Source organism: uncultured Albimonas sp. (assembly GCF_963977235.1).
Taxonomy (GTDB): Bacteria; Pseudomonadota; Alphaproteobacteria; order Rhodobacterales; family Rhodobacteraceae; genus Albimonas.
The window spans coordinates 93,772-108,966 of the sequence record NZ_CAXBOD010000006.1 but is presented as its reverse complement, the minus strand read 5'-3'; the positions used below and the strand labels follow the sequence as shown (position 1 = coordinate 108,966).

12 protein-coding genes are annotated in these 15,195 nt (G+C 72.9%); 3 read left to right on the top strand and 9 right to left on the bottom strand.

Annotated features, from left to right (window positions below; all coding sequences use genetic code 11):
- Nucleotides 1–11 precede the first annotated feature (11 nt).
- Nucleotides 12–494, top strand: coding sequence for a GNAT family N-acetyltransferase (locus AAC134_RS06260; RefSeq protein WP_339948206.1), 483 nt, complete (start codon nucleotides 12–14; stop codon nucleotides 492–494).
- Nucleotides 495–521: 27 nt separating this feature from the next.
- Here AAC134_RS06260 and AAC134_RS06255 read toward each other — a convergent pair whose 3' ends face one another.
- From AAC134_RS06255 to AAC134_RS06230, 6 genes are all read right to left on the bottom strand, one after another.
- A complete protein-coding gene (locus AAC134_RS06255; RefSeq protein ID WP_339948205.1) occupies nucleotides 522–1,643 on the bottom strand; it encodes a GlxA family transcriptional regulator in 1,122 nt (373 codons plus the stop codon).
- A complete protein-coding gene (locus AAC134_RS06250; protein WP_339948204.1) occupies nucleotides 1,616–3,184 on the bottom strand; it encodes an ABC transporter substrate-binding protein in 1,569 nt (522 codons plus the stop codon). Before AAC134_RS06250 ends, AAC134_RS06255 begins: the two co-directional genes overlap by 28 nt.
- A gap of 185 nt (nucleotides 3,185–3,369) precedes the next feature.
- Nucleotides 3,370–4,353, bottom strand: a complete 984-nt coding sequence (locus AAC134_RS06245; protein WP_339948203.1) for an alpha/beta hydrolase — start codon at nucleotides 4,351–4,353, stop codon at nucleotides 3,370–3,372.
- Nucleotides 4,354–4,365: 12 nt separating this feature from the next.
- The gene (locus tag AAC134_RS06240; RefSeq protein WP_339948202.1) at nucleotides 4,366–5,988 is read right to left on the bottom strand and encodes an ABC transporter ATP-binding protein; all 1,623 of its coding nucleotides are present in this window, start codon (nucleotides 5,986–5,988) and stop codon (nucleotides 4,366–4,368) included.
- Between the two features lie 4 nt (nucleotides 5,989–5,992).
- Nucleotides 5,993–6,817, bottom strand: coding sequence for an ABC transporter permease (locus AAC134_RS06235; RefSeq protein ID WP_339948201.1), 825 nt, complete (start codon nucleotides 6,815–6,817; stop codon nucleotides 5,993–5,995).
- Complete coding sequence (locus tag AAC134_RS06230; RefSeq protein ID WP_339948200.1) at nucleotides 6,814–7,773, bottom strand: ABC transporter permease; 960 nt, start codon at nucleotides 7,771–7,773, stop codon at nucleotides 6,814–6,816. Before AAC134_RS06230 ends, AAC134_RS06235 begins: the two co-directional genes overlap by 4 nt.
- 477 nt (nucleotides 7,774–8,250) lie before the next feature.
- Between AAC134_RS06230 and AAC134_RS06225 the strand changes: the two genes are divergently transcribed.
- Together AAC134_RS06225 and AAC134_RS06220 are read left to right on the top strand one after the other, a co-directional pair.
- Nucleotides 8,251–9,144, top strand: coding sequence for a 3-keto-5-aminohexanoate cleavage protein (locus AAC134_RS06225; protein ID WP_339948221.1), 894 nt, complete (start codon nucleotides 8,251–8,253; stop codon nucleotides 9,142–9,144).
- Nucleotides 9,137–10,147: a 3-hydroxyacyl-CoA dehydrogenase NAD-binding domain-containing protein gene (locus tag AAC134_RS06220; protein WP_339948199.1), complete on the top strand. Its 1,011-nt coding sequence runs from the start codon at nucleotides 9,137–9,139 to the stop codon at nucleotides 10,145–10,147. The genes AAC134_RS06225 and AAC134_RS06220 overlap by 8 nt, the downstream gene beginning before the upstream one ends.
- A 119-nt stretch (nucleotides 10,148–10,266) precedes the next feature.
- Here the strand turns inward: AAC134_RS06220 and AAC134_RS06215 are convergent, their stop codons facing one another.
- The 3 genes from AAC134_RS06215 to AAC134_RS06205 are packed head-to-tail and all read right to left on the bottom strand — an operon-like array spanning nucleotide 10,267 to nucleotide 15,064.
- Entirely contained in the window at nucleotides 10,267–13,311 is a 3,045-nt protein-coding gene (locus tag AAC134_RS06215) for an efflux RND transporter permease subunit (RefSeq protein WP_339948198.1), read from the bottom strand.
- Complete coding sequence (locus AAC134_RS06210) at nucleotides 13,308–14,450, bottom strand: efflux RND transporter periplasmic adaptor subunit (protein WP_339948197.1); 1,143 nt, start codon at nucleotides 14,448–14,450, stop codon at nucleotides 13,308–13,310. Before AAC134_RS06210 ends, AAC134_RS06215 begins: the two co-directional genes overlap by 4 nt.
- Nucleotides 14,447–15,064: a TetR/AcrR family transcriptional regulator gene (locus tag AAC134_RS06205; RefSeq protein WP_339948196.1), complete on the bottom strand. Its 618-nt coding sequence runs from the start codon at nucleotides 15,062–15,064 to the stop codon at nucleotides 14,447–14,449. The genes AAC134_RS06210 and AAC134_RS06205 overlap by 4 nt, the downstream gene beginning before the upstream one ends.
- Nucleotides 15,065–15,195: the final 131 nt, after the last annotated feature.

Here is a 15,195-nt window from a genome sequence, read left to right as displayed (position 1 = left end):
AGGACCGCGACATGACCGCCATCCGCCTTGCAGAGCCCGCCGACGTCGCCCGGCTCCGGGACGCGCTCGCCAGCCTCGCGCAGACCATGGGCGACCCGTTCGCGGCGAGGGAGGCCGACCTTGCCCGCGCCCTCCACGGCCCCGCGCCCCTGTGCCGGGCGCAGGTCGCGGAGGTCGGGCCGGACGCCTTGGCGGGGGCGATCTTCTACTCGCCGATCTTCTCGACGATCCGGGGCTCGGCAGGGATCTTCGTCTCGGATCTCTGGGCCTCGGCGCAGGCGCGCGGGCAGGGGCTGGGCCCGCGGCTGCTGGCGGCGGCGCTGGCGGACGGGGAGGCGGCCTGGGGGGCGAGTTTCCTCAAGCTGCAGGTCTACGACGACAACCCCCACGCCCGCCGCTTCTACGACCGCCTCGGCTTTGCGCAGGCGCTGGGGCTCGCCGAGATGGTGCTCGAGCGCGAGGCCTGCGCCGCGCTGGTCGCGGCCCACCCCTGACGCCGGCGCGCGGCGCGAGGCCCCGGGTCAGGCCCGGGGCAGGTCGGGTTCCCGGCGGTCGTTGCGCGGCGCCTCGCCGAAGGCCGAGCGGTAGGCGCGCGCGAAGGAGGCGCCCGACGAGAACCCCGTGGCGGTCGCCACCTCCAGCACCCGCAGGTCGGTCTGGCGCAGCAGTTCTCGCGCCCGCTCGAGGCGCAGGCGCAGGTGGGCCGCGGCGGGGGACTCGCCCAGCCGCTCGCGGAACAGGCGTTCGAGCTGGCGGACCGAGAGCGCGGCGGCCTCGGCGATCTCGGCGGGCGAGAGGGGGCGGTCCAGTTCGCGCTGCATCAGCTCCAGCGCCGCGGTCAGGCGGCGGTCGGGGCGCCCGCGCATCGCCGGGAAGCGGCCCTTCTGGCGGACCGAGCGGGCGCGCATCCCGTCCTGGATGAACTGGCGCGCCACCGCCACCGCCAGGTCTTGGCCGTGGCGGGCCGCGATCATGTCCAGCATCATGTCCATCGCCGCCGTGCCGCCCGCGCAGGTGATCCGGCGGCCGTCGAGCTCATAGAGGTCCTGGCTGACCTCGATGTCGGGGAAGGTCTCACGGAAGGCCGGCGCGGCCTCCCAGTGCAGGGTGACGCGGGCGTCGTCCAGCAGGCCGGCGCGGGCCAGCAGCCAGGCGCCGGTGTCGAGCGCCCCCATCGCGGCCCCGCGCCGCGCCATCCGGCGCAGGCCGGCCAGCAGCGGCGGGGCGGCGTGGTCGTCGGGCTCGAACCCCGCCACCACGAACAGGGTCGGCAGCTCGCGCGCCGCCTCCAGCGGCCCGTCGGCCATCACCGTCAGGCCGGAGGAGGAGACCACCGCCTCCCCGTCCGGCGAGACCACGGTCCACGCATAAAGCGCCTCGCCCGCCAGCCGGTTGGCGACCCGCAGCGGCTCGGTCGCCGACATGAAGGCCATCATCGAGAACTGCGGGATCAGCAGGAAGCCGATCCGCTCGGTCTCGGCGGGCGGACGCGAGGCGGGGTCCGGGCCCTCGGCGGCGGGGGCGTAGGGCGCGCGGCCCCGCGTCCCCTCGCCGGGGGCGGGCCCGTCGGCGGGCGCGCGCGCCGCCGACGGGGTCAGGGGGCCGCGGCCCCCGGTCAGGCGACCCACCACCGCTCGATGCACTTCCAGCCGTCCAGCGCGTTGGCGGTCGAAACCTCCTCGCCGGTGGCGATGCGGGTGTTCCGCGCGTCGACGTAGTTGGCGTAGAGCGGGATGATCGTGCCGCCGTCCGTGGCCACGATGCGCTGCATCTCGCCGTACATCTCGGCGCGCTTGTCCTGGTCGAGCTCGGCGCGCGCCTCCAGCAGCAGGCTGTCGAACCGCGCGTTCTTCCAGTGGGCGTCGTTCCACTGGCTGTCCGAGGCGTAGACCTGGGAGAACATCCAGTCCTCGGTCGGACGCCCGGCCCAGTAGCAGGCGCAGAACGGCTTCTTGAGCCACACGTTCGACCAGTAGCCGTCGTCCGGCTCGCGGATCACGTTGAGGTCGATGCCCGCGGCCGAGGCGCTTTCCTGGAACAGGGTGGCCGCGTCCACCGCGCCGGCGAAGGCGGCGTCGGCCGCCGAGAGATCCACCGCCAGCCGGTCGTGCCCGGCCTTCTTGAGCAGGGCCTTGGCCTTCTCGGGGTCGTAGGTCGGGACCGCCAGCTCCGGGTCGAAGAAGCGGTTGGCCGGCGTGATCGGGCTGTCGCGCCCGACCGAGCCGTGGCCCTGCAGGATCGTCTGCAGCATCGCCTCGCGGTCGAGGCCCAGCTTCAGCGCCTGGCGCACGTTGACGTCGTCGAAGGGGGCCGTGTCGCACCACATCGGGAAGGTGTAGTGCTGGGTGCCCGGCGTCTCCATCACCTCGATCTCGGGCGCGCGGCCAAGCAGGGACATCGACTTGATGTCGACCGAGGAGATCGCGTCGACCTCGCCGGTGACCAGCGCGTTCATGCGGGCGGCGGGGTCGCGGATCGAGATCAGTTCGACCCGGTCGAAGTGCGCGCGGCCGTCCTTCCAGTAGTCCGGGTTGCGCTCGAGCACCATGCGCACGCCGGGATCGTGGCTGACGAAGGTGTAGCCGCCGGTGCCGTTGGGGGTCTGCCAGTCGATGCGGCCCTCGTCCTGCTTGCCGATCACCAGGTGATAGTCGGTCAGGATGAAGGGGAAGTCGGCGTTGCCCTGGTGCAGCTCGAACACCACGGTCTGCGCGTCGGGGGTCCGGACGTCGGCGATCGGCGCCACGATGCCCTTGGCCGAGGAGGTCGTGGCCTCGCCCCGGTGGTGGTTGATCGAGGCGGCCACGTCGGCGGCCTCCAGCGTCTGGCCGCCGTGGAACCTGATTCCGTCGCGCAGGCGGAAGGTCCAGGTCTTGGCGTCGGCCGAGGGCTCGAAGCTTTCGGCCAGCTCGCCGATCACCTCGCCGGAGGGGGCGACCTCGGTGAGGTTGTTGTAGACCGCGCCCCACAGGCCGATGTTGATGATCCCCGAGGTGCCCCAGGTCGCCGGATCGTGGCTGTCGGAGGTGTTGCCGGTGGCGACCAGGCGGAACTCGCCGCCCTTCTTGGGCTCGGCGGCGCGGGCGCGGGGGGCTGCGGCCATCGCGAAGACGGCGGCGCCGCCGGCCAGCACGGCGCGGCGGCTGGGCGCAATGCCCTGGCGGGGAAGGATCAGTCGGGACATGGTCTCACCTCTCTGTTTTTTGGTCTGGGCGCGCGCGCCCTGCCTTGGTCTGGGCGCGCGCCCTGCGAGGCGCGCGGCCGGGGTTCGGCGTCCCGCCGGCGCGGGGATCGCGGTTCGGGCGCCCGCCAAGGGAGGCCCGGGGTCTCGGTTCCGGCGCGCGCGGAGGCGGGCGCCGGGAGATCCACTCAGGCGCCTGCGGAGGCGGGCGCCGGGGCGAAGCGGCCCTCGGCCATGCGGGTGATCGCATCGCAGATCGCGGCGAAGCTGGCGGCGGTGCGTTTCGACATGTGGCGGGCGCGCAGGTAGCCGTGGACCAGCTCCGGCTCGTCGCGCCATTCGGCGGGCACGCCGGCCTCGGTCAGGCGGCGGACCCAGGCGGGGCCGTCGTCGCGGATCGGGTCGATATGGGCGGTGACCACGAAGGCCGGCGGCAGGCCCGTCAGGTCGGCGGCGCGCAGGGGCGCCATGTCGGGGTCGTTGCGCTGCGCCTCGCTCAGGGTCCCGCCGGTGCGGATGCCGGCGTAGGTCTCGCCCTCCTTGGCCTTCAGCAGCGGCGCGTCGGCCATCTCGATGTAGGAGCCCGCGGTCCGGTCGCCGCCGAGCCCGGGGTAGATCAGCACCTGTCCGATGAACTGCGGCCCGCCGGCGGCCTTGCGGCGCAGCACCATGGCCCCGGTCAGGTTGCCGCCGGCGCTGTCGCCGGCCATGATCACCTTCCGCCCGCCCTGCGCCACGTGCAGGAAGGCGGCCTCGACGTCGTCGCCCTGGGCGGGATGCTGATGCTCGGGCGCCAGGCGGTAGTCGACCGCCGCCACCTCCAGCCCGGTCTGCTCGGCGATGCCGGCGCAGGCGTCGTCGTGGCTCTCGAGCCCTCCCAGAACGAAGCCGCCGCCGTGGGCGTAGAGGACCATCGGCCCCGCGCGGTCCACCCCCTGCGGGAGATAGCGGCGGCACTTGATCGCGCGCGAGGGGTTGAGCGCCGTCACCTCGAAGTCCTCGACCGCGACGCTCTCCGGGCGGGGGGCGCGGAACGCTTCGGCCATGCGGTCGTAGAGGCGGCGGTTCTCCTCCAGCGACATCGCGTAGGCGTCGGCGGGATACCACGACAGGGTCTGCTCGATGAACTCCACGACCTCGGGGTCGGCGGGCATGGGATGCGAGTGGCTCATGGGGGCGGCTCCTCAGGCTGCGGCGGCGGCGCGCGAGGCCAGCAGGCGGTTCAGCCAGGCGGGGTCCATCTCGGGCGCGGATTCCATCAGGGTTCGGACATAGGGGTCGGTGGGCCGGTCGAGCACGTCGTCCTTCAGGCCCGAGGCGATCACCTTGCCGTCCTTCATCACCACCACGTCGTCGGCCAGCGCGCGCACCGTGGCGATGTCGTGGGTGATGAACATCATCGTCAGCCCCCGCTCCCGCTGCAGGCGGTCGAGCAGGCGCAGGATCTCCTCGGCGACCACCTGGTCCAGCGCCGAGGTGACCTCGTCGCAGATCAGGAACTCGGGCTCGGCGGCGAGCGCCCGGGCGATGGCGACGCGCTGCTTCTGCCCGCCCGAAAGCTCGCCGGGATAGCGGTCGAGGTAGGCGGCGGGATCCATGTCGATCTCGCGCATCAGCTGGTGCAGGCGCTCCTCGCGGGCGCGGCCGCGCAGGCCCATCAGCCGGGTCAGCGCCCGGCCCAGCGCGTCGCGCACCTTCACCTTGGGGTTCAGCGCGGTGTCGGCCATCTGGAAGATCATCTGCACGCGGCGCAGATCCTCGCGCGAGCGCTGGCGGTAGGAGGCGGGCAGCGCCTCGCCGTCCAGCCGGCATTCGCCCTCGCGCGCCGGCAGCAGGCCCGAGATCACGCGGGCCAGCGTCGACTTGCCCGAGCCGCTCTCGCCGATCACCGCCAGCGTCCGGCCGGGCTGCAGCGCCACGTCGATGCCGTGCAGCACCGGCGTGTCGCCATAGGCCGCCACCACGCCCGCCGCCTCGACATGAGGGGCGGCGCCGGCGACGGGGGCGGGCTTCAGGGCGGCGCGGAATTCGCGCACCGACCACAGGGACCGGGTGTAGTCGGCCTGGGGATTGGACATCAGGGCGGCGGTCTCGCCCTCCTCGACCACGCGGCCGTGGCGCATGACCATGATCCGGTCGGCCATCTGGGCCACCACGGCGAGGTCGTGGGTGATGTAGATCGCGGCGGTGTCGAGCTCGGCCACCGCGTCGCGGATCGCGGCCAGCACCTCGACCTGGGTGGTGACGTCGAGCGCGGTCGTCGGCTCGTCGAAGACGATCAGGTCGGGACGGGTGATCATCGCCATCGCGGTCATCGCCCGCTGAAGCTGGCCGCCGGAGACCTGGTGGGGATAGCGGCGCCCGATGCTCTCGGGCTCGGGCAGGCGCAGGCGCGTGTAGAGGGCGATGGCCTCGCGCTCGGCCTCCTCGCGCCCCATCAGGCCGTGGCGCAGGGGCGCCTCGATGGTCTGCTCCAGCAGGGTGCGGGCGGGGTTGAAGCTGGCGGCGGCCGATTGCGCCACATAGGCCACCCGCGCCCCGCGCAGGCGGCGGCGCCGGCGCTCGGGCATCTTGACCAGGTCCATGCCGTCGAAGACGACGGACCCCTCGGCCAGCCGGCAGCCGTCGCGCGCAAATCCCATCGCGGCCAGGCCCAGCGTCGACTTGCCGGCGCCGGATTCGCCGATCAGACCCAGCACCTCGCCGCGGGCGAGCGTGAGGTTCGCGTCCTCGACCAGCGTCGAGGTCTTGCCCCCCGAGCGCGCGGTGATGGTCAGGCCGCGGATCTTGAGAAGAGGCTCGCTCATCGCATCAGTCCTTCAGGCCGGAGGAGCGGTGCAGCACCCAGTCCACCACCAGGTTCACCGAGACGGTGACCAGCGCGATGGCCGCGGCCGGCAGCAGGGGGGTGACGTCGCCGTAGGTGATCAGGGTGGCGTTGTCGCGCACCATCGAGCCCCAGTCCGCCGTCGGCGGCTGGATGCCGAGGCCCAGGAACGACAGCGAGGAGACGAACAGGAACACGAAGCAGAAGCGCAGTCCGAACTCGGCCACCAGGGGGGCGGAGGCGTTGGGCAGCACCTCGCGCCACAGGATCGAGGCGATGCTCTCGCCGCGCAGGCGGGCGGCGTCGAGGTATTCCATCACGGTGATGTTCATCGCCACCGCGCGCGACAGGCGGAACACGCGCGTCGCCTCGATGGCCGCGATGATGCCGATCAGTATCCCGGTCGAGGGCCCGAAGATCGACAGCAGCAGAAGCGCCAGGATCAGCGAGGGCATGGCCATGATCACGTCCACGATCCAGGCCAGCAGCCGGTCGGCCCAGCCGCCCAGCGTGCCGGCCAGAAGCCCGGCGGCGGCGCCCGCGACGAAGGCGATGATCGTGGTGATCAGCGCCATGCCGATGGTGTTGCGCGCGCCCCAGATCAGGCGGGAAAGCATGTCGCGGCCGAGGTTGTCGGTGCCCAGCAGATGGACGTCGGACCACACCTCGAACGGGCCGGCGACGACCTCGCGCTCCCCGTAGGGGGCGGCGAAGGGGGCGAAGAGGGCGAGCAGGGCGACCGCGGTCAGCACCGCCAGCCCGAACAGCGCCGTCGGCGGCGCCGTGCGAAGAGAGGCGAGCGCGGTCATCGGGCGGTCCTCAGGCGGGGGTTGGTCAGGATCGCCAGCGCGTCGGCGATCAGGTTCAGCGATACGTAGGCGGCCGCGAAGATCAGGCAGGCCGCCTGCACCACCGGCACGTCGCGGGCCGCGACCGAGTCGACCAGCAGCTGGCCGAGGCCCGGGTAGACGAACACCGTCTCGACCACCACGACGCCCACGATCAGGAAGGCGAGGTTGACGGCCACCACGTTGATGATCGGCGCCAGCGCGTTGGGCAGGGCGTGGCGCACCACCACCCGGCCCGGCGTCAGGCCCTTCAGGCGGGCCATCTCGATGTAGGGCGAGGCGAGCACGTTGACGATCGAGGCCCGCGTCATCCGCAGCATGTGCGCCGAGGTCGCCAGCGTCAGCGCCAGCGCGGGCAGGGTGGCGCGGTAGAGCCACTCGCCCAGCCCCGCGTCGGGGGTGACGGCGGCGAGCGAGGGCAGCACCCCCCAGCTGACCGCGAAGAAGAAGATCATCACGTAGGCGACGAAGAAGTCGGGCATCGAGATTGCGGTCAGCGCCCCGATCGAGATGCCGCGATCGGCCAGCCGCCCGCGCCACAGCGCCGCCAGCAGCCCCAGCGCGATCGAGATCGGCACCGAGATCAGCGCCGCGTAGGCCGCCAGCGACAGGGTGTTGATCAGCCGCCCGCCGATCAGCTCGGCGACCGGCCGGCCCGAGGCCAGCGACTTGCCGAAATCGCCCGTCACCATGCCCCCGATCCAGTCGAGATACCGCGCCCAGGCCGGCTGATCGAGGCCCAGCTGCGTGCGCAGGGCCGCCACCGTCTCGGGCGTGCGGTTCTGGCCCAGGATCGCCTCGGCGACGTCGCCCGGCAGCAGGCCCATGGCGCCGAAGATCAGCACCGAGATCAGCAGCAGCGTCAGCAGCCCCAGCCCGATGCGCACCGCGATCATGCGGGCGAGACCGCCGCTCATGACCGGACCTCGGGAAGGCCGGCCCGTCGGGGCGGGCGCGGATGCGGGACGTGGGCGACGGCGGGCATGCGGCGGGTCTCTCCTGTGCGGCTTCGCGGGTCGTGTCGGCTCCGGTCTGCGCCGGCCGGGCGGGCGCCTTGCGGCTCCGCTCTCGACCGGCGCGGCCCGGGCGCCCGTGCGTCCCCCCCGTGCGTCCCCAGCGACGGACAGGCGGCGCGGGCCGCCGCCGCGACCCCGGGGAATCGGTCGGTCGCAGTGGCGCTTTCGGCATCATAGAGGTCGGAATTCGACTATCCATGCGCAGGGCGACGTTGGGTTTGCCTTAAGCGACAATCTTGGGGCGCGGGCCGCAACTCCGTCGTTCTGCGACAACTCTCTGTCGCGCGACGCGAGGCAGGCGTCGTCGAAAGCCGCGAGGGTGTCGTTGACGGCGCACAAGCGCCGACTTCCTTTCCCTGACCGAGAGGCGCGATGTCCATGAACCGCGACGTCTTCATCACCTGCGCCGTCACCGGCGGCGGCGACACGGCGGGCAAGAGCCCCCACGTCCCGGTGACCCCCGAGCAGATCGCCGAGGCCTCGATCGCGGCCGCCCGCGCCGGCGCCGCGGTGGCCCACATCCACGTCCGCGACCCCGAGACCGGCCAGGCCGCCCGCCGGCTGGAGCTCTATGAGGAGGTCGTGGCCCGCATCCGCGCCTCGGACGTCGACGTGATCATCAACCTCACCGCCGGCATGGGCGGCGACGTGGTCTTCGGCTCGGGCGAGACCCCGCTGCCGCTCGACCCCGCCGGCACCGACATGGTCGGCCCGACCGAGCGGCTGGAGCATGTCGCGAAGCTGCGCCCGGAAATCTGCACCCTCGACTGCGGCACGATGAACTTCGCGCTGGGCGACTATGTGATGACCAACACGCCCTCGACCCTGCGGGCGATGGCCCGCCAGGTGCAGGCGCTGGGCGTGCGGCCGGAGCTGGAGGTCTTCGACGCCGGCCACCTGGTCTTCGTCAAGGAGCTGCAGCGCGAGGGGCTGCTCGACGACCCCCTCCTGATCCAGCTGTGCATGGGCATCCCCTACGGCGCGCCCAACGATCCGCTGACCCTGATGTCGCTGGTCCACAACCTGCCGGCGGGGGCGCAGTTCTCGGCCTTCTCCATCGGGCGCGACCAGCTTCCCTATGCGGCGATGGCCGCGCTTGCGGGGGGCAACGTGCGGGTGGGGCTCGAGGACAACCTCTGGCTCGACAAGGGTGTGAAGGCGACCAACGCCCAGCTCGTCGAGCGGGCGCGGGGCGTCGTCGAGGGCATGGGCGCCCGCGTCATGGGCCCCGCCGAGGTGCGCGAGAAACTGAAGCTGGTGAAACATGACTGACCGCAAGACCGCAGCGCCCCGAACCGCAGCGCTGGTCGGCGGCGGCGTCATCGGCGCCGGCTGGGCCGCGCGCTTCCTGCTCGACGGCTGGAACGTGCGCCTGTTCGATCCCGACCCCGAAATCGCCCGCAAGACCGAGGAGGTCCTCAAGAACGCCCGCACGGCGCAGGCCGAGCTGATGAAGGGCGCCCCCCTGCCGGCCGAGGGCGAGATTGTCTACTCCGCGACCCTCGCCGAGGCCGTCGCCGGCGCCGACTTCATCCAGGAGAGCCTGCCCGAGCGCGAGGACCTCAAGATCCGGGTTCTGGCCGAGATCGACGCCGCCGCGCCGGCCGAGACGGTGATCGGCTCCTCGACCTCCGGCCTTCTGCCCTCTCGGCTTCAGCTCGGCATGGCGCGCCCCGAGCGGCTGGTCGTCGGGCACCCGTTCAACCCGGTCTACCTGCTGCCGCTGGTCGAGATCTGCGGGGGCGAGAAGACCTCGGAGGCCGCCTGCGAGACGGCGGCCGGGATCTACGCCTCGATCGGCATGAAGCCGCTTAGGGTGCGCAAGGAGATCGACGGCTTCATCGCCGACCGCCTGCTCGAGGCCCTGTGGCGCGAGGCGCTGTGGCTGGTCAACGACGGGGTCGCGACGGTCGAGGAGATCGACGATGCGGTGCGCTACGGCGCCGGCCTGCGCTGGTCGTTCATGGGCACGTTCCTGACCTACCGGCTGGCGGGGGGCGAGGACGGGATGCGCCATTTCCTCGCCCAGTTCGGCCCGGCCCTGAAGCTGCCCTGGACGAAGCTGGAGGCGCCCGAGCTGACCGAGGAGCTGATCGACGCGGTCGCCACCCAGTCCGACGACCAGGCCGGCGGGACCTCGCTGCGCGAGTTCGAGGCGCTGCGCGACTCCTGCCTCGTTTCGGTGATGTCGGGCCTTGCCGACCAGCGCTACGCCGCCGGCGAGGTGGTCGAGGCCCGGCGCGAGGCGCTGCGCGCCCGCGGCAAGGGCGAGTGATCCCGGGCGCCCCGGCCACAGGCCGGGGCGCCCCTCTTCAGACGGCCCCGCCCCGGCCACAGGCCGGGGCGCGCCCCTTCAGACGGCTGCGCCCCGGCCAGTGGTCGGGGCGCACGCCCTCAGACGGCCTTGCGGCCGCCTTCGCCGTCGTCGGGGACCAGCACCAGGTAGAGGACCGGGGCGGCGACCAGGGTGAGGACCGTGGCGAAGGCCAGGCCCCCCATGATTGTGATCGACATCGAGGCGAAGAACGGGTCGGGCAGCAGCGGCGCCATGCCCAGGATCGTGGTCACGGCGGCCAGCGCCACGGGACGCAGACGCGAGGTCGAAGCCTCGACGATCGCCTCGCGGAAGGGCAGGCCCTCGGCGCGCACCAGGTCGATCTCCTCGACCAGCACGATGCCGTTCTTGAGCAGCATCCCCGACAGCGACAGCAGCCCCAGCAGGGCGGTGAAGCTGAACGGCAGCCCCGTGCCCAGCAGCCCCATCGCCACCCCGTTCACCGCCATCGGCGCCAGCAGCCACACGATCAGCGGCTGGCGCAGGCGGCCGAACAGGAAGATCGAGATCAGCACCATCACCAGCAGCGACAACGGCAGCTGCTGGCCCAAGCTCGCCTGCGCGTCGCGGCTGTCCTCGTATTCGCCCCCCCATTCCAGCCGGTAGCCCGCGGGCAGGGCCATGGACTCGAGCGCGGGGCGCACCCGTTCGAACGCGGCGGCGGTGTTCAGGCCGGGGGCGACGCTGGCCTCGACGGTGATCGTGGGCACCCGGTCGCGGCGCTGGAGCAGGGTCTCGCGCGGGTCGAGCCGCCAGCCGTCGACCAGCTGGGCGAAGGGGATGAAGTCGCCCGCCGCCTCCGACCAGACCAGCTGGCCGGCCATGTCGGCGCCCTCCTCGAAGCCGCGGGCGCGCAGCACGATGGGGATGCGGCGGTCCCGCTCCTGATAGACGGCCACGCGCATCCCCTCGGTCGCCATCAGCGCCGCGTCGGCGAGGTCGCCGCGGCTGACCCCTGCCGCCTGCGCGCGGTCGGTGGCGTAGAGCGGCACGATCGCCGGCGCCAGCTCCCGCCAGTCGGTGCGCAGGCTTTCGAGGCCGGCGTCCTGGGCGCGCAGGACCGCGATCGCCTCCTCCGACAGGCGGCGCAGCACCTGCGGGTCGCGGCCCGAGAACCGGGCCTGGATCGGGGCGCCGCCGCCGGGTCCGAAGGCCAGACGCTCGGTGCGGAACTCGCCCTCGGGCAGGGCCTCGGCCGCGAAGGCGTCCAGCGCGCCGCGGACCCGCGGGATGCCCTCGGTCGAGGCGGTGCGGACGATCAGCTGGCCGTAGCTGGGCAGGGACTCCTCGGGCGAATAGGTCAGCATGAAGCGCGTCGCCCCCCCGCCCACGAAGGTCGAGACCGAGACCACGTCCTCGCGCGCCAGCAGCCAGTCCTCGGCGGCCGAGAGATCCTCGGCCACCTGGCGGATGTCGGCGCCCTGGGGGAGCTTGTAGTGGGCGTAGAAGAGCGGCGCGTCGGAATCGGGGAAGAACTGCTGTTCGACCTGGCCAAAGCCCCACCAGCAGACCGCCGTGATCGCGACGAGCGCGGCCAGAACCGTGCGCCGCCAGGCCAGCGCGCCGCGCAGCACCCGGCGATAGGCCGAGAACACCGCGCCGTCGTAGGCGGCCGTGTCCTCCGCCTCGCCGCGCCTGAACACCAGATGCGCCAGCAGCGGCGTGGCGGTCAGCGCCAGCACCCAGGACAGCAGCAGCGAGATGCCCACCACCGCAAACAGCGAGAACAGGAACTCGCCCGTGGAATCGGGCGACAGGCCGATGCCCGCGAAGGCCATGATGCCGATCACGGTCGCGCCCAGCAGCGGGATCTGCACGCGCCCCGCCGCCTCGTCGGCCGCCTCGCGCGAACTGCGCCCCGCCTGCATCTTCATCTGCATGCCCTCGGCCACCACGATGGCGTTGTCGACCAGCATGCCCATGGCGATGATCAGCGCGCCGAGCGAGATCCGCTCCATCTCGATTCCGGCCAGCGCCATGAAGAACAGCGTGCCGACCACGGTCAGCAGCAGGGTCGCGCCCACCACCACCGCCGCGCGCCAGCCCATGAACAGCGCCAGCACCACGATCACGATCGCCACCGAGGCCGCGAGGTTCGCAAGGAACGCCGAGGAGGAGGCGTCGACCACCTCGTGCTGCTGGTAGATCGGATGCAGCTCCACCCCGAAGGGCAGGTCGGCGCGCAGGGCGTCGAGCTTCGCCTCGACCCGGGCCCCGACCTCGACGATGTTCTCCGAGGCGAGGCCGGCGACGCCCAGCGTGAACGCCTCCCGCCCGTTGAAGCGGATGATCTGGCGGGGGGTCTCGATGCGGCCGCGGGCGACCTCTGCGATGTCGGTCAGGTGCAGCACCTCGCCGCCGACGCCCACCGTCAGCTCGGCCAGCGCCTGCACGCCGTCGGTTCCCTGGGGGACGTCCACCGTCAGGCGGCGCCGCCCGGAGGCGACGGATCCCGCCTGCGAGACCTCGGCCGTCGCCTGGATCTGGCCGACGATGGCGGCGGGCGAGACGCCCAGGTTCGACAGGATCGCCATGTCGGGCATGACGAACACCGCCTCCTCGGGCAGCCCCGCCAGCGAGACGTCCGAGACGCCCTCGACCGTGAGCAGCTCGCGCCGCAGGAACTGGGAGATCTCGTGGATCTCGGCGTCCTCGAAGCCGGGCGCGGCGACGGCGTAGAACAGGCCGTAGACGTCGCCGAACCGGTCGTTGACCCGCGGGGCGGCGGCGCCGTCGGGCAGGTCGGCGCGGGCATCGTTGACCCGGTTGCGCAGCTCGTCCCAGATCTGGGGCAGCTCCTCGCCGCGGTAGGTCGGCTTGATCTCGACCGAGATGCGCGACACGCCCGGCTTGTTGGACGAGGTCAGCAGGTCGAGCTGGGACATCTGCTGGATGGCCGATTCCAGCGGCTCGGACACCTCCAGCGCCACCTGCTCGGCCGAGGCGCCGGGATAGGCCGTGGTCACCACCGCCTGCTTGATGGTGAAGGCCGGATCCTCGAGCCGGCCCATGGTGGCGTAGCCCCAGACCCCGCCCGCCAGGCAGCCCAGCATCAGGATCCAGGTCAGCAGGGCCGCGTCGATCGAGCGTCGGGCCAGGTTCATCGCGCCGCTCTCCCGGTCGCGAGGCCGGTCCAGCGGCGCACCCGCATCCCGTCCTCGAGCTGCGAGGCGCCCGAGGCGACGATCTCGGTCCCCCGCCCGGGCCCCTCGCTCATGCGCAGCGCGCCGTCCGAGGCGACCTCGACCGTCACCGGCGCGGCGCGCACCACGCCCGCGTCGGGGTCCTGGGCGTCAGGCTCGAAGACCAGCACCTGGGGCTCGCCGGCGGCGTCGTAGCGCAGCGCTGCGGCCGGCGCTGCGGGGGGCGCGTCGGGGTCGGGCGTGCGCAGGCGCGCGCTGACCGAGACCGAAGCCCCGGGCAGCAGGAAGGCCGGCGGCGGATCGGCGAAGGCGAAGGTGACGGTGTAGGTCTGGCCGCGGTCTCCGGTCTCGGTCTTCAGCTCGCGCAGGGTCAGGCGCCAGCTTTCGGGAGCGCCGGCGATGCGGGCGCGGGCCTCGACCTCTGCGGCGCCGCCGACGCGGCGGAACAGGATCTCGGGCGCCTCGACCTCGACCTGAAGCTCGCTCATGTCATGCAGGCGAACCACCGGCTGGCCGGCGGAGACGGTGGCGTAGACCTCCGCCTGGCGACTGGCGATCAGCGCGTCGAACGGCGCGGTCAGGGTGGCGTGTTCGAGGTCGTAGAGCGCCTGCTCATGCTGCACTTCGGCGAGTTCCAGCTGGGTCGAGGTGTCGTCGATCCGGGTCTGGGGGACCACGTCCGAGCCGAGGTTCTGCAGCCGGTTCAGGTCGGTGCGCACACGGTTCAGCTCGGCGCTCGCGCGGCGTTCGGCCCGCTCGAACGGGCCGAGGTCGAGCTGGCCAAGCAGCGCGCCCCTGTCCACGCGCGCGCCCTCCTCGACCGGCAGGCGCAGCAGCTGGCCCGAGGCCTGGAAGGCCATGTCCACCGTCGCGCGGGCGGTGACGCGGCCGTAGAACACCCGCTCGACCGGCGCGGAGCGTTCGCCGAGGCGCATCAGCTTGGCCGGGCGCAGGGTTTCGGGCGCGGGGGCCGCGGCCTCCTGCGCCGCGGGGACGAGCGGCGCCAGCGCGGCGGCGGCGAGCGCGACTAGCGCCAGCGCGCGTCGCGCGAGGGTCGAGCGACGGGTCGGGCGGGGGCGCGAGCGATGGGGTGCGATCATGGGGCTGAAGCCTCGTTCAGACCAAGCTCTCCGGCGCGGCCATAGGTTGCGAGGTCGGCGAAGCGGGTCGCCAGGGGGGCGGGATCGAGGTCGGCGGGCAGCTCCAGCCACAGGCGCACGGTGGCCAGGAACGCGCCGCAGAAGAAGCGGGCGTTGACGTCCCGCTCGGGCCCCGGCGGCGCGGCGGGGTCGAGCGGGCGCAGCGGCAGCACCTGGATCGCGCCGCCGAGCAGGAAGGCCACCATCCGGCTCTCGACCGCCGCGGCGGGGCTTTCGCTGAGCAGCGAGCGCAGCCGCGGCTCGTCATGGCCGACATGGGCCAGAAACCACAGCAGGAAGTCGCGGGTGCTGGCGTGCATCCAGGCGGCCGTCGGCGGATCGGCGCGCGCGGCCGCCACCGCGTTCAACCGCGCGAGCATCCCCGCGAGCAGCGTGTCGAGCCAGGCCTCGAGCATCGCCTGGACCGAGCCGTAGTTGGCGTAGAACGTCGGCCGGGTGACCTGCGCGCGCCGGCACAGGTCGTCGATGCGAACCTCGGCGGCCGGCCCCTCGCGCAGCATCTCGCGCAGGGCGTCCTGGAGGCGGGCTCGGCTGCGGCAGCGTCTGGGGTCCATGGACGGGATATGGCCGACTGTTTTACAAATGTAAAGAATGTTGCGCTGCGGCGCAGCGTCCCGGGGCAGGGGGCGAGATAGCGCGCCCCGCCGCTCGGGCGAGCGGCGGGGCGGGGTCGATGCCGGATCCG